Origin of the sequence: Pseudanabaena sp. Chao 1811 (genome assembly GCF_027942295.1) — a bacterium.
Taxonomy (GTDB): domain Bacteria; phylum Cyanobacteriota; class Cyanobacteriia; order Pseudanabaenales; family Pseudanabaenaceae; genus Pseudanabaena.
In genome coordinates this window covers 2,028,438-2,043,114 of record NZ_CP101416.1, presented here as the reverse complement: position 1 = coordinate 2,043,114, position 14,677 = coordinate 2,028,438, and the positions used below count along the sequence as shown (strand labels likewise).

At 41.8% G+C, this 14,677-nt stretch carries 10 protein-coding genes and 2 pseudogenes; 7 read left to right on the top strand and 5 right to left on the bottom strand.

All coding sequences use genetic code 11. The annotated features are described in order from the left end of the window. Positions 1-20 precede the first annotated feature (20 nt). On the bottom strand, positions 21-1,163 hold the full coding sequence (locus tag NMG48_RS09420; protein ID WP_271254983.1) for a glycosyltransferase family 2 protein: 1,143 nt from the start codon (positions 1,161-1,163) through the stop codon (positions 21-23). Positions 1,164-1,335: 172 nt separating this feature from the next. On the opposite strand from NMG48_RS09420, the gene NMG48_RS09415 reads away from it, so the two are divergent. The 5 genes and pseudogenes from NMG48_RS09415 to purL all read left to right on the top strand — a co-directional run bounded on the left by NMG48_RS09415 (position 1,336) and on the right by purL (position 7,607). Continuing rightward, positions 1,336-1,692, top strand: a complete 357-nt coding sequence (locus NMG48_RS09415; protein ID WP_271254982.1) for a hypothetical protein — start codon at positions 1,336-1,338, stop codon at positions 1,690-1,692. A 148-nt stretch (positions 1,693-1,840) separates the two neighbouring features. Further along, positions 1,841-1,987, top strand: a pseudogene (locus tag NMG48_RS09410) (hypothetical protein); the annotation flags it as partial. Positions 1,988-2,014: 27 nt separating this feature from the next. Then, positions 2,015-2,440 (top strand): hypothetical protein, encoded by a 426-nt coding sequence (locus NMG48_RS09405; protein WP_271254980.1) that lies wholly within the window; start codon positions 2,015-2,017, stop codon positions 2,438-2,440. Next, positions 2,440-5,211 (top strand): KGGVGR-motif variant AAA ATPase, encoded by a 2,772-nt coding sequence (locus NMG48_RS09400; protein WP_271254979.1) that lies wholly within the window; start codon positions 2,440-2,442, stop codon positions 5,209-5,211. The genes NMG48_RS09405 and NMG48_RS09400 overlap by 1 nt, the downstream gene beginning before the upstream one ends. Before the next feature lie 68 nt (positions 5,212-5,279). Continuing rightward, complete coding sequence (purL, locus tag NMG48_RS09395; RefSeq protein ID WP_271254978.1) at positions 5,280-7,607, top strand: phosphoribosylformylglycinamidine synthase subunit PurL; 2,328 nt, start codon at positions 5,280-5,282, stop codon at positions 7,605-7,607. A gap of 58 nt (positions 7,608-7,665) precedes the next feature. Here the strand turns inward: purL and NMG48_RS09390 are convergent, their stop codons facing one another. From NMG48_RS09390 to NMG48_RS09380, 3 genes are all read right to left on the bottom strand, one after another. Continuing rightward, positions 7,666-8,304 (bottom strand): histidine phosphatase family protein, encoded by a 639-nt coding sequence (locus NMG48_RS09390; protein WP_271254977.1) that lies wholly within the window; start codon positions 8,302-8,304, stop codon positions 7,666-7,668. 49 nt (positions 8,305-8,353) lie between these two features. Next, positions 8,354-10,813 carry a phosphoketolase family protein gene (locus NMG48_RS09385; protein WP_271254976.1) on the bottom strand — a complete coding sequence of 820 codons (2,460 nt, stop codon included), beginning with the start codon at positions 10,811-10,813 and terminating at the stop codon, positions 8,354-8,356. A 305-nt stretch (positions 10,814-11,118) separates the two neighbouring features. Next, a complete protein-coding gene (locus NMG48_RS09380) occupies positions 11,119-11,523 on the bottom strand; it encodes a hypothetical protein (protein WP_271254975.1) in 405 nt (134 codons plus the stop codon). Between the two features lie 456 nt (positions 11,524-11,979). On the opposite strand from NMG48_RS09380, the gene sat reads away from it, so the two are divergent. Further along, the gene (sat, locus tag NMG48_RS09375; RefSeq protein WP_271254974.1) at positions 11,980-13,182 is read left to right on the top strand and encodes a sulfate adenylyltransferase; all 1,203 of its coding nucleotides are present in this window, start codon (positions 11,980-11,982) and stop codon (positions 13,180-13,182) included. Positions 13,183-13,320: 138 nt separating this feature from the next. Here the strand turns inward: sat and NMG48_RS09370 are convergent, their stop codons facing one another. Beyond that, the gene (locus NMG48_RS09370; RefSeq protein ID WP_271254973.1) at positions 13,321-13,890 is read right to left on the bottom strand and encodes an IS630 family transposase; all 570 of its coding nucleotides are present in this window, start codon (positions 13,888-13,890) and stop codon (positions 13,321-13,323) included. 115 nt (positions 13,891-14,005) lie between these two features. Between NMG48_RS09370 and NMG48_RS09365 the strand changes: the two are divergent. Then, positions 14,006-14,560: pseudogene (locus NMG48_RS09365) on the top strand (IS1634 family transposase); the annotation flags it as partial. Between the last annotated feature and the right edge of the window lie 117 nt (positions 14,561-14,677).

Here is a 14,677-nt window from a genome sequence, read left to right as displayed (position 1 = left end):
TCAGCAATATTGAACGTCACTTAACGTCTCTTTAAACCAATTACACTTAAAAAGAAACTAGAAAATATAACTTGACAACCAAGAGCTAGACAAGTAACTGATGGAATCACAATTTTCATAGTTTCACCAGGATTTAAGCCCCCAAAGAAACTAGATTCCCAGATTTTTAAAGCATAAATCGAACCAACTACACCAATAAGTAAAATGAGGATGCCAATGATTAATCCTTTTTCTAAACTGAAATAGCGCAACAATCTAATCAAGCGAATATCTTCAGGAATTAATCCTTCACTGATCGCAAAAGCTTTTGTAAACATACTAAATGCAACTATCTGAAAACCAATAATGATGGCTGTAGTTGAATAAATTAATGAATGCACTTTGACACCACTGAGCAAAATGATTGTCGCTATCAAGCCCAAAAACATCAAAAATGTCCCAGGATAAAGGAATAACCACCTTGGGCTAAAGAGTAGTAGAAATCTTAAATGTCGCCAACCATCTCGCCAACTTCGCAAGTGGGGTGGTCGGCTGCGTCCATCAGGATAAAGAGTGATCGGAACCTCCGTGATTTTCAGTTTGTAAAGGCTAGCTTTTACAACCATTTCACTGGCAAATTCCATACCTGTAGTTCTTAAATCCAGTGACTCGATCGCATCCTTTCTAAATCCCCGCAAACCACAGTGAAAGTCACCGCAGGAGCTGGTAAAAAATAAACGTCCAATCCATGTGAGAACGGGATTACCTAAATAGCGATGCAAGGGGGGCATGGCTCCGTCCTTAATCTCCCCCTTGAATCGATTACCCATGACCAATTGATAGCCTTCATGGAGTTTATCGATAAATAAAGTTAGGTTAGAGAAATCATAACTATCATCGGCATCTCCCATGATGATATATTCTCCTTTTGCGGCAGCGATACCTCCTTGAAGAGCGCTTCCGTAACCTTTTTCTTTAATATGAACAACACGAGCCTGCAATTGAGTTGCAATCTCTTGAGAGCCGTCATTACTACCATTATCAGCGATTAATACTTCACCATTTAGATGGTTTTGTATGAAATACTTTTGAGCTTTTTGAATGCAAGTTGCCAATGTTTCTGCCTCATTCAGACAAGGCATCAAGACTGTTACTAATGTTTTGTCTGGATCTGTTGTCTGCATGGTAATCATATTGCTTAAGACTTAGCCTGAATTATAGCACTGGATTTACATTGATATCACCCAAAGATCATGGAAAATATCTCAAATATTCGGTGATATAAATCACTCATGGGTAACGAATAAACTAGATATTCTAGAATCCATAAGCTCAAATTCAAAATTATTGAAGACTATGAAAACTATTCTAAAAGGGATAATTTCGACGATCGCAGTATTCGCAATCCCCCTAGCAATTCCCCTTTCCGCAAGAGCTGATAGCATCCAAGCCTATTGTCAATACTTCCCGAACGGAGCTAGCCTTGCCAAGGTATCTATGCCCTGTGTATTTTCGATACGTCAAGGATTTATTGATATTATTTGGGAAGATGGAGTAAGGGATAGTTTTCAACCCAAACGCGATCGCCCATATGTCTACACCGATGATCGTGGTGGTATCGTCTATCAGCAAAGGGGTGAAGAACAAGCTGATGGTACAAGTGCGAGAATTTTTAAGATGGAGAATGGCTCTATTTATATTTGGGGAAGTTGATTATTCTGAGAAGAGAAAGGAGTCTGCATATTAAGCTCCTGTCTCTTTATGCTTTTTGCGACTAAGCGACTAAAATGTTAGATTAATAGCTGCTAAGAGCAATCACTAAGCAATCTCAGCAGCAGCCTAAACATTTTTTGCATTAACTATGACCGCAAATATCACCACACCCAAATTTTCCCCAGCCGAAATCAAAGCTGAGGGTTTGACCCTAGACGAATATCAAATGATTTGCGATCGCCTTGGTCGTGAACCCAACAAAGCCGAATTGGGAATGTTTGGCGTGATGTGGTCATATTTCAGAAGTGCTGCTTAAAAACATATGCCAATACATTTCAGTGATCGCGAAATGAAAAGAGCATGGAAAAACAATTTTCAGGCTTACGAACTAGCCCAAACTAAAACCAATGCCCACAGATTGTTATTATTTTATGCAATAGAATGTGGATTGAAAGCATCAATAATGAAAAGAGACAGGGTAAATTCTACATTAGCTTGTCCAAAAATTATTGACTGCGGTCACAATATTAATAGGCTCTTAGACAATTTGCATGTAGAACAAAATCTTAGACTTCCCAACAAAATTAAAATAATTTCTAGGAGAGAAGTATCTGTAGGTGAAATCAATCAAATGTGGCGTTACGGAGGCGAGGCTATTAGTAGCAACAACGCTAATGATCCAACAGATCGTGATTTAGAAAGATATTTACTCAAAATATCAGAATGGATTAAACAGGATATAAATTAATGAGATCATTAAAATTTTTAACATGGCTTGATATAAGAAGATTAATCAGAAAAAAAACCTCCTATGGTAAATCTCTGCCTCAAGGCGTTAATAGTATTGACTGTTTTTCAGATGCCGTAGAGATCAGCTTAATATCTGCGGAAGATCAGTCGTTTGTAGAGTCAGAATTGCAAAAATGGTTTGGTGAAGAATGGTATCAGGTCGATCAGCAGATTATTCAACTAGATCTAGGAAACAACACGTTACCAGTAGAGTTTTTGATTGAAGGTGACAAACAGAAAGAATCAAGACCGATCCGCCCATTCTGGGAAGAAATTGCCTATGTGAGTGAAGATTTGACAGATACAATTGAGTCATCTCCTAAAATCCCTCTACCACAGCCCTACGAGACAAAGACTAAGCTAGTAGCTTTCTATTCATTCAAAGGTGGAGTCGGAAGGACAACGCATCTAGTAGCCTACCTATTTGCTCTGTTAAAACGTGCAGATGAAGTTAATAAACCAATTACAGTTTTAGTCATAGATTCTGACTTAGAAGCTCCTGGGCTGACCTATTGGAATCGTGCTGAGAAACAGCAGCCAGCTATTTCATTTCTCGACTTTCTTGAAGCCTATCACTATTCTCCTTTAGCAAAACAAGAAACCCTAGAAACCATTGCCAAAGAAGTAAAAAAATCAAGGTCACCAAAACATAACGGCAAGTCAATCTGTTATTTTTTACCTGCCTGTCTAAGCGATGATCAATTACTAGATACGCCTATACTACCTGAAAATCTTACTAAAAGTTTGGGTAATGTTTGGACTTTTAGTGATGCGATTTATGAGTTAGGAAAGTCTGTGGGGGCAGATTATGTCATGGTTGATCTTCGTGCTGGACTGAGCGAAATATCTAGCCCTCTGATTTTTGATCCAAGAGTTCAACGTTTCTTGGTTACTACGGCTGCATCACAGTCTATTTCGGGGTTAGAATTGGTATTGAAACAGTTAAGTTGTACTGCATTATCTCAAACAAATAGCGAGATGCAGAATAATAATTACTATGATCCTACGGTGATTATCAGTTTCCTAACCTCTGAAATGAAGGAGTTACCTGAATTTTATAATATTTTATTGAGATTGAGAAATGCATATAGACAGGATGCAGCTATTACAGATGCTAGTGTTTATGAAACAAGACTAGAAATTCAAGAGACCGATTTTTTACAGGAACTTTTATATGTCAATAGTTGGGAAGATGCTTCAAGTAAGTTATCATCTAACTCGAAAATTGCCCAATTTGCTAGAGAATGGGCAGCAACACAATTAACCCCAACGCCCGTATACAAAACAGAGTCACGAACTAGCAGATTTGAAGATTTAGTAAGATTTAGAGATGTTTGTCAACAATATGAATATGCAGAAAATGGAACAGGAGATAGTTTACTAGTCACAGAACCACTTAAAAATTTAGCAAACAATTTCAGAGATGAATTACCCAGAGTGGTTTCTATTGGTGCAAAGGGTGCAGGAAAAACATTTATATATGTTCAGCTATCAAGGTTTAAATACTGGGAGGAGTTTCTTCATAATGTTTTGAAAGAAGACTTGCCATTCCTATCGTATACATACATCTTCCCTTTTTTACAGTCTAATAATCTTAAAGATAATGCCAAAATAATTATTGAAGATTCTAGAAGAGAAGTTAAGAACGCCCTAAGAACAGATGATTTTTTTGAGTCTGAGTATAAAGAAAGAATTCAACTTGCATTAAAAGAAGATCTAGATGAACTAGAATGGACTCGCTTTTGGATTATTGAAATTAGCAAAGCCTTGGGTGTTGAACAAGGAGAAGATCAGAATATTACCTTACAGAAGATAAACTTACATCTAAAAGAAAAAGATGCACGGGTTATCTTACTGATAGATGGACTAGAAGATATATTCCAAGACATTGCTCTTAATCGCCAGCAGCAAATAGCTCTTAGGGCCTTGATAAATATTCCCAATAATAAACTGTCAGAGGTTAGGCAATCTAATCTGGGCTTGATTATTTTATTGCGCCGTGACTTTCTAAGATATGCACTCAATCAAAACTCTGGTCAATTTGAAAGCTTATATCGTTCCTATGATCTTTCTTGGGATGCTAATTCATTTTTAAAATTAGTATATTGGATTTGCATTAAGGGTGAAGTTTTTGATACTAGTGAAGATCAGTTAGATAGTTTTGGACGAGATCAGTTACTTCAGGAACTAGAAAAGCTATGGGGTGAAAAGTTAGGTGGTGACAAAGAGGCTAGAACTGCAAGTTGGGTGTTTGCAGCTTTAACTGATTTCAATGGTAGATTACAAGCTAGAGATATTGTTAGATTCTTATTTAATGCTGCGAAGATTACAGTAGAAAACTCTCGTGAAGTTCAGTTTGAAAGATGGTCAGCAACTAGATTATTACCACCCCAATCAGTACGAAGAGCTTTAGATCCTTGCAGTAAAGATAAAGTGGAGGAAGCACAAGACGAATACCCTGCGTTCAAACAATGGGTTGAAATTATTGCAAGCTATCCGCAGCAACAAAAAATCATTCCATTTAAAGCGCAAGACTTAAAACTAGATACTGAAACTATAACTATGCTTGAGATCATGGGAGTTATATATGAAGATAAGGCTCGAAATGATGATGCAAGATACTATATGCCAGAAATTTTTCGTGCTGGGTTAGGATTTAACTTGGCGACAGGTGCTAGACCTCGTGTATTGGTCTTGAAAAGAAAAGTCATGGGGACGGATGTACTATAGAAGTTGAGATAGGATTCTCCCAATTACTATAAAATTAGCAGGAGATATATAATTCTTTGCACATAGCCATGACCGCCGACAAGCAAACACGCAAATTTTCCCCAGCCGAAATCAAAGCTGAAGGTTTGACCCTAGACGAATATCAAATGATTTGCGATCGCCTTGGTCGTGAACCCAACAAAGCCGAATTGGGGATGTTTGGCGTGATGTGGTCAGAGCATTGCTGCTACAAAAATTCGCGACCTTTGCTCAAGCAATTTCCCACTACAGGCGATCGCATTTTGGTTGGACCGGGGGAAAATGCGGGCGTAGTCAAGATTACCGATGATATTGCGATTAGTTTTAAGATTGAAAGCCATAACCGTCCTTCGGCAGTCGAACCATACCAAGGCGCAGCGACAGGCGTGGGTGGTATTTTGCGCGATATTTTCACGATGGGAGCGCGTCCTGTTGCCATTTTGAACTCACTGCGCTTTGGCGAACTGTCAGATCCTTGGGTGCGGAGTCGTGTCAATGGCATCGTTAACGGTATCGCAGGCTATGGCAACTGTATTGGCGTTCCCACCGTTGGCGGTGAAGTTTATTTTGATAAGGCTTATAACCGTAATCCGCTTGTGAATGCGATGGCGATCGGGATTATGGAAACTAAGGAAATCGTCAAATCTGGGGCTGCGGGTGTCGGCAATCCTGTGGTTTACGTGGGTTCTACTACTGGACGTGATGGCATGAAAGGCGCAAGTTTCGCCAGTGCCGAGCTTTCTGATAAATCCGAGCAAAGCCGTCCTGCGGTGCAAGTGGGCGATCCCTTTTTAGAAAAGTCCCTAGTGGAAGCTTGTTTGGAAGCCTTCAAAACTGGTGCAGTGGTTGCCGCGCAGGATATGGGCGCAGCAGGTTTGACCTGTTCTACTTCGGAAATGGCAGCTAAAGGTGGCGTAGGTGTGGTTCTAGATTTGGATAAGATTCCTGCCAGAGAATCGGGCATGACTCCCTACGAATATCTACTTTCGGAATCTCAGGAGCGAATGCTATTTGTTGCCCATAAGGGAAGAGAAGCAGAGCTAATTGAGATTTTTGAACGTTGGGGACTTCATGCGGTGGTTGCGGGAGAAGTTCTCGCGGAACCGATTGTCAGAATTCTCTGGCATGGTGAAGTTGCGGCGGAGATCCCTGCGACAGCTTTGGCAGATAATACACCGATCTATCATCGTCAGCTAGCAGATACGCCCGACTATGCCAAGAAAGCTTGGGCGTGGGATGAGAAAACCGCGATCGCCTCTTTCCCAGAAATTAGTCCTAACGATGCTCTACTGAAATTACTTGACACTCCTGCGATCGCTTCTAAAGCATGGGTCTATCGCCAATACGATCATCAAGTTCAAAACAATACAGTGATCTTCCCCGGTGGTGCTGATGCGGCGGTAATTCGTTTACGCAGTCAAGGTTTTGGTGCTGGAGAAGTAAGTTCTACTCAATGCCAAATTGATTCCCTTGCGGGTGTTGCCGCTACCGTCGATTGTAATGCCCGTTATGTCTATCTTGATCCCTATGAAGGCGCAAAACTAGCCGTTGCGGAGGCAGCTAGGAATCTCTCCTGTGTTGGTTCTGAGCCTTTATCCGTTACCGATAATTTAAACTTTGGCAGTCCCGAACATGCGATCGGTTATTGGCAGTTACACGAAGCTTGTCGCGGTATTGCCGATGCTTGCCGCGAATTGTCTACACCTGTGACTGGCGGTAATGTCTCCCTTTATAACGAAACCATCGACTCCGAAGGCAACGCTCAGCCCATTTATCCCACACCTGTGATCGGCATGGTTGGCTTAGTGGAAGATGTCTCCAAAGTCGTCGGACAAGGTTGGCAGAATGTTGGTGATGCCATTTATTTACTCGGTAGCGATCGCGCCAGTCTCGCAGGTTCAGAATATCTCGCCTCAGTTATCGGTGAAGTCACAGGTCGTCCACAACCTGTGGATTTTGAGCTAGAGCGCAAAGTGCAATTTGCCTGTCGCCAAGGCATCGCCCAAGGCTTAATCCAAGCTGCCCATGATTGTGCCGAAGGTGGACTTGCCATCGCGATCGCTGAATCCTCGATTTCTGGCAAACTTACTGCACAGATTCAACTATCTCTGCCTGAAGGGTTAAACCTCACCCAACTTCTCTTTGGTGAAGGTGCAAGTCGGATTGTTGTTTCGATCAAAGAAAGCGATCGCTCTATATGGGAAGCTTATCTCACCAGTCAGCTAGGTAATGCTTGGCAATATATTGGTAATGTAAGCGATGCTGCTTGCGATTTAGAGATTGTTGTTGCAGGAGAAAAAGCGATCTCGGTCTCTCTCTCTAAAATTACGAAAAACTTCAGTGAAGCAATTCCAAAGCGGATGGGACATACTTTGTAAAAGTGATATCTAAAGCGGTTTTTATTTTGTTTACAGCAAAATAAAAACCGCTTTAAGATTAAGTTCCAACTAGCGATCGCAAGTTAGCATCCATAAAACTGCGATCGCCTAAAACTTTGAGCATGGGACCAAGTGCGCCAAATTGGACAATGCTGAGTGAGGCAGCAGGAACATCAATGCGATCGCGATATCGACCCATATCGATTCCCAATAAACTACAGAGAATCACGCGAATAGTCGCCTTATGGGAAACAACTAACACGTTTCCCGATGGATACATCTCTTGGATTTCGGCAATTACAAATGAAGCTCGGCTAGCAAGTTGGACAGCGGTTTCACCACCTGTAGGAGGATTCCATGCAGGTTCCGTTAGCCATCGCAGATAATCTTCGCTATAGTTCTCTTTCACAAACTCATTAGTTAATCCTTCCCATTTGCCATAGCGCAATTCTTTTAAGCCATCACGAAATTGCATTTCTATGTTAACGGCTTGGCATAGAGGTGTAGCTGTCGCGATCGTGCGTTTCATTGGGCTAACAAACACGGCATCCCATGCGATCGCTTTATGGGCATTGGCAAAGGCTGTTGCCATTTTCTCGCCATTTTCAGTTAAATCAGGATCAAGATCGCCACAATAGCCACCAGTGCGACTATAGACAGTTTCGCCATGACGGAGTAGATATAATTTTAAGCTCATAATTTTTTAGCCTTTGGACGGCGCTTCGCGCCGTCCAAAGGCAATTTAGTTAATGAGGATAACGCCAGTTTACAATTTCAGGCTTATCAATACCATGCTCGTAGGCATATTGACGACATTCGATTTGCTGATCGAGTAAGTTCTGCTTCGCATGAGCGCCAATATTTTGCAATTTAGGCACGCGATCAATCACATCAATCGCTAGACTAAAGCGGTCAACTTGATTATTAATCGCCAACTCCAAAGGCGTGTTGATATTGCCCTTCTCTTTGTAACCGCGCACATGGAGGTTTTTGTGATTAGTGCGGCGATAGGCGAGACGGTGAATCAACCAAGGATAGCCGTGGAAGTTGAAAATAATCGGCTTGTCTGTGGTGAAAAGCGAATCAAAATCGCGATCGCTTAAGCCATGAGGATGCTCTGTATCAGGCTGTAACTTGAACAGATCCACCACATTAATAAAGCGAATCTTCAACTCAGGGAAATGCTCCCATAGCAAGATCGTAGCGGCTAGAGCCTCTTGAGTGAGGACATCACCACAGCCCACCATCACCACATCAGGTTCCGTACCTTGATCGTTACTTGCCCAGTCCCAAATTCCTAAGCCCTTGGTGCAATGCTTAATCGCCTCATCCATGCTCAAGAATTGCAAATGGGATTGCTTATCAGAAACAATTACATTCACATAGTCGGTACTACGCAAGCAATGATCGGCAACCGATAGCAATGTATTTACATCAGGTGGTAAATAAATGCGCGTCACTTCAGCACTCTTATTAACTACCACATCCAAGAAACCGGGGTCTTGATGGGTAAAGCCATTGTGATCCTGCCGCCAAACTGTGGAAGTAATTAACAAATTTAGAGAAGCGATCGGCGATCGCCAAGGAATATCTTTACTGATTTCCAACCATTTACAATGCTGGTTGATCATCGAGTCAATAACATGGACAAAGGATTCATAGGTTGAGAAGAATCCATGTCTTCCTGTTAATAGATAACCCTCTAGCCAACCCTCTAGGGTATGTTCGCTGAGAATTTCCATCACCCGCCCATCGGTAGCAAGTTCGCCGCCATCAGTATCTTCAGGTAGATATTCTGCAATCCAGAACTTCTTACTGACTTCGTAAATGGCTTGCAGTTTATTCGATGTATTTTCATCGGGTCCAAATACACGGAAATTATCCATGTTTTGACGCATCACATCGCGCAGGAATACACCCAAGGGTTTCGTATTTTCTGCCTCAGTTGTCCCCGCCTTAGCGATATTTACACCATAGTTGCGGAAATCGGGCATTCTCAAAGCACGGCGGAGTAACCCACCATTTGCGATCGGGTTGGCACTCATGCGGCGATCGCCTTTTGGTGCAAGTTCCTTCAGTTCAGGGAGCAACTTACCTGACTCATCAAACAATTCATTAGGTTTATAGCTGAACATCCAGTCCGATAGCAATTGTAAATGCTCAGGATTATTATGCATTCCCGATAGTGGCACTTGGTGCGCTCTCCAGAATCCCTCAACCTTATGCCCATCAACTTCCGCAGGTCCCGTCCAGCCCTTAGGAGTCCGCAATACGATCATGGGGAATTTGGCGCGTTTAGGAATGCCTGTACTCCGCGATTCTTGCTGGATGCTTCTAATTTCGTTAATGCAATGCTCTAGGGTTGCTGCGATCGCTTGGTGCATTGACTCAGGATCGGAACCTTCTACAAAGTAGGGCTGATAGCCATAGCCAATAAATAGGCTTTCTAATTCTTCATGGCTAATCCGCGATAACACAGTAGGGTTATTAATCTTGTAACCGTTCAAATGCAGAATTGGGAGTACCGCACCGTCACGAATCGGATTAATAAACTTGTTAGAATGCCAAGCTGTAGCTAGGGGGCCAGTTTCCGACTCCCCATCACCAACCATCACCACAGAGATCAAGTCGGGATTATCAAAGACAGTTCCATAGGCATGGGAAACGCTGTAACCAAGTTCGCCTCCTTCATGAATCGAACCAGGGGTTTCAGGTGTACAGTGGCTACCAATTCCCCCAGGGAATGAAAACTGCTTGAAGAAACGCTTTAGCCCTTCTTCATCTTCGCTAATATCGTGATAAACCTCAGAGTAGGTTCCCTCTAAATATACAGGGCCTAAAATTCCGGGAGCGCCATGTCCAGGACCTGCAAGAAAGATCGTATTGAGATCATATTTCTTGATCAATCGATTGAGATGGGTATAGACAAAACTCATACCAGGACTTGATCCCCAATGTCCTAGTAAACGATTTTTGACATGTTCTGATTTCAACGGTTCACGCAAAAGTGGATTTTCGCGCAGATAGATCATGCCGATCGCTAAATAATTACAAGCACGCCAGTAGGCATCGATCTTACGGAGTTCTTCAGCACTAAGAGGAGTCCCTGTAACAGTGGAACGAGCAATACCATAGCTACTAATCGACCCATTACTTGAGTTATTCGATAGGTCTGGCTCAGACAATTTGAGAGGAGTAGATACCATAAAATTACGATTGTTCCTGTCAATAATTATTGTTTTGACTTCTCACACCATAACCTTACATGAGATTTCTCTCTCTATCTATTATATGTATATTTCCTTTAGATTTACATTGAGAATCTATTGATTATTACTATAGTCAAGCATAGGGTTCTAAGCCATACAGTCCTCTATTTAATAGGCTTGAGCAGATCACAAATAATCTCTAGTTCTCAATTAAGGAGAGTTATTCTCAATTAATAGCCAATTCTCAATTAACAAACGCTTATTGCCAATGCTATTGGCGATCACTCCTATTTTGGGATACTTTATGAGAGAAAAAATTGATAGCTGACACCTCCATCTTCGCTTACATTAAAATTCGCGTTTAATTGAATAGCTTTCTGGTCTAGATATTGCTTAGACTCTTCTAAGGAGAGCTTGGTGGCGATCGCGAAATTAATTGCCGTAATATTTCCGTTATTTGCTTGCAATAGTTCTAAAAAGGTAGTCTCAATTTGGCTATAACGTTCCTTTTCTAACTGTTCTTGTTTTTTCCTCAATCCCCATACAATCCAAGCTCCGCCAGCGATCGCTGGCACACCAAGAATTATTCCACCTAATGCAGCACTTCTATCTTTTTCGGTAGGATTTTTCGTGCTGATTGAGGCAACTGTAACGGTTAGAAATATAAAGCCAATCGAGAAAAGAATACCTGCAAATAGTTTCTGCATATATTAAAAAATCAAAACATAGTTGCCATAAATATAGCAAAAGGGTCTAGTTAGGATTTCATAGTCTGCCTTAGCTAACTTTAGCTTTGAGCTAATACCCTGATTTATTGACTTGTTTGCATAGTCCTATTGGATTTTCAGCAAATTACCCAAGATTGCCTCGGCTCTCTAAAAAGTTTTGGGGCAAAATACCTAGTAAATCAAATTTTGTTGACAAAAAAAGTTAACATAAACTTAATAATTCTATAGATATAGCAGTCCTAAATCATTTGTAGATTTTGGGATCTGTGGAAGCGTACCCCTGCTGGGTGCACTTCCACAGACCATTTAGGATTGCTATATTACCAAGCAATCTTTCCAAAGCTTGTAACCTCAAATGTTTTTGGTATAGGCGATGTAAAGCATTGTCTATATTGAATCAAACCTAGTAATTTCAACCTTTTAAACTCAAAAGTCATGGCTCGACAACTCAAAAGCATCGCACCGCATGGTGGTCAACTGATCAATCGCATTGCCTCAGAAGCACAAAAAGAAGTCTTTTATAGCAAAGCTGACCACTTGCCCCGTGTGCAACTGACTGAGCGCGCACTCTCCGATCTAGAACTAATTGCGATCGGCGGCTTTAGCCCCCTTACAGGTTTCTTGGGCAAAGCTGACTATGAGTCTGTAGTCATGAATATGCGTCTTGCCAATGGTTTGCCTTGGTCAATTCCGATCACTTTACCAGTAAGCATTGAAGTTGCAGATACTTTGACAGTTGGTAACCTAGTTCGTCTCGACGATCCCGATGGCATTTTTATCGGTGTGCTTGAACTAAGCGAAAAATATAAGTACGATAAGCTCAAGGAAGCACTTCATGTTTACCGCACCAATGAAGATCGCCACCCAGGGGTAAAGGTTGTTTATAACCAAGGTGAAGTGTATCTCGCTGGAGATGTATGGCTACTAGAACGTCGTCCCCATCCACTTTTTCCTACCTACCAAATCGATCCTGCGGAATCCCGTGAACTATTTATTCAAAAAGGTTGGAAGACTATAGTTGGCTTTCAAACCCGCAACCCCATTCACCGCGCCCATGAATACATCCAAAAATGTGCGCTGGAAATTGTTGATGGTTTGTTTCTACATCCTCTAGTGGGTGCAACTAAAAGTGACGACGTACCTGCCGACGTGCGGATGCGTTGCTATGAAATCATGCTGGAACACTATTTCCCCCTAGATCGTGTCACCTTAGCAATTAATCCTGCGGCAATGCGCTATGCAGGTCCCCGTGAAGCGATTTTCCATGCGTTGATTCGTAAAAACTATGGTTGCACTCACTTCATTGTTGGTCGTGATCATGCGGGTGTCGGTGATTATTATGGAACCTATGACGCACAGTATATTTTCGATGAATTTGAAACTGGTGAGCTAGGCATTATTCCTTTGATGTTTGAACATGCTTTCTATTGCAAACGCACTGGTGGCATGGCAACTACTAAAACTAGTGCGAGTTTACCCGAAGAGCGAGTCCATCTCTCTGGTACAAAAGTCCGCGAGATGCTCCGTCGTGGTGAATGTCCTCCTCCTGAGTTCTCCCGTCCTGAAGTGGCAGCAGAACTTGCCAAAGTAATGCACAAAATGGCGATCGAGGAAGCTTCCACAGGATTTGAAATCTAACAAAAAAGACCTTAGCCATGACAATGTTAAGCTAATAAGGAAGGATGGGTGTTAAAACACCTATTGCATTTCAAAAAAGGATGCAAATACATCCATCCTCCCTTAGCACTCCGTTTCTATCTATCTATTTATACCAAATCACAAAAGAGAGGCAACAGATAGAGCATCCAGTATGGAATCTCTACCGACAAGGGAAGCAATTACAGATTTAGACATTTCGGAGAGACGATTCTTGACTAAAAGCCGCAACTCATCCATATTTTGGGGTAAAGAAAATCTCAACCCTTGCTTCAAATGTAGCCAAACCCGCTCAATTGGGTTTAATTCTGGAGAATGAGCAGGCTGAAATATCAAAATGATATTGTGAGGTAATCGTAAACGCTTAGCCCGATGACAACCAGCCTGATCAACTTGCATGATAATGATGCTGTCTGCAAATTTCTCTGATACAAGGTCAAGAAATATTTGAAAACAGTCAGTGTTGAGATGACTAAATTCATAGAAAAAGCTTTCTCCCGTCGCAGGTTCGACGATACCGTATAACCATGTAGCCTGAAACTGCCACTGGACTTTTGCCTTGGGTTTGACCCCACGAGTCGTTATTTTTCGACCACTGATGGTTTTCAAACCAATCCTTGTTTCGTCTTGACAAAAGAAACGGACTTTTCCCGTTAATCCCAACACTGATACGACATACCAAGCCACCATGGCTAGGTTATCCGAGAGTTTTTTTTATAGTCCTCGCATTGCTCTTGGTTTTGCTTAGCGCTATAGGGACGGGCTACCTTTGGTTTTGCCTTCATTCGGTAATGCACCAAGTCAGGGTAAGCCACAACCCGATGCGATACCCATCAGCATTAGTTATCGAGTTACGGCGACCGTGATTCCTATAGATTCTGAAATCTTGGCTCAGCGTCAGCGTTGTGGCAGGTTTATTTTAGCCACGAATATTCTTGATTCCTTACAATTTACGGCTGATGACGCTTTACGGCAATATAAGGCTCAGCAGGGCACTGAGCGTGGTTTTCGTTTCCTCAAAGATCCTTTGTTTTTCACTTCCAGTGTCTTTCTCAAGTCCGCTAAACGCATTGAAGCTTTGGGCATGATTATGGTGCTGTGTTTGCTCGTTTATAATTTAGCTCAACGTCAACTCAGACTTGCCTTAGCTATCGCTCAAGACACTATTCCTAATCAATTGGGTAAACCCACTAATTCGCCAACTTTGCGTTGGATTTTTCAATGTTTTATGGCGGTTCATTTAGTTTCTTTTCAGAACCTGACTCAAGTTGCAAATTTGTCTCCTCTTCGCATTCACATTTTGAATTTCTTTTCTCCCTCCTGCCAACGCTACTATCTCCTCCCTGTCACTGTTTCGTAATTGTTTTTCCCCTTCCATTACGAGCGGAATGTGGGTTTAATCGCCAAAGTTTATCAAAATAGCAGAGTGTCAATTTGGCAAAACCACACAAAACTGTTGAAGATGCTACAACGAGCT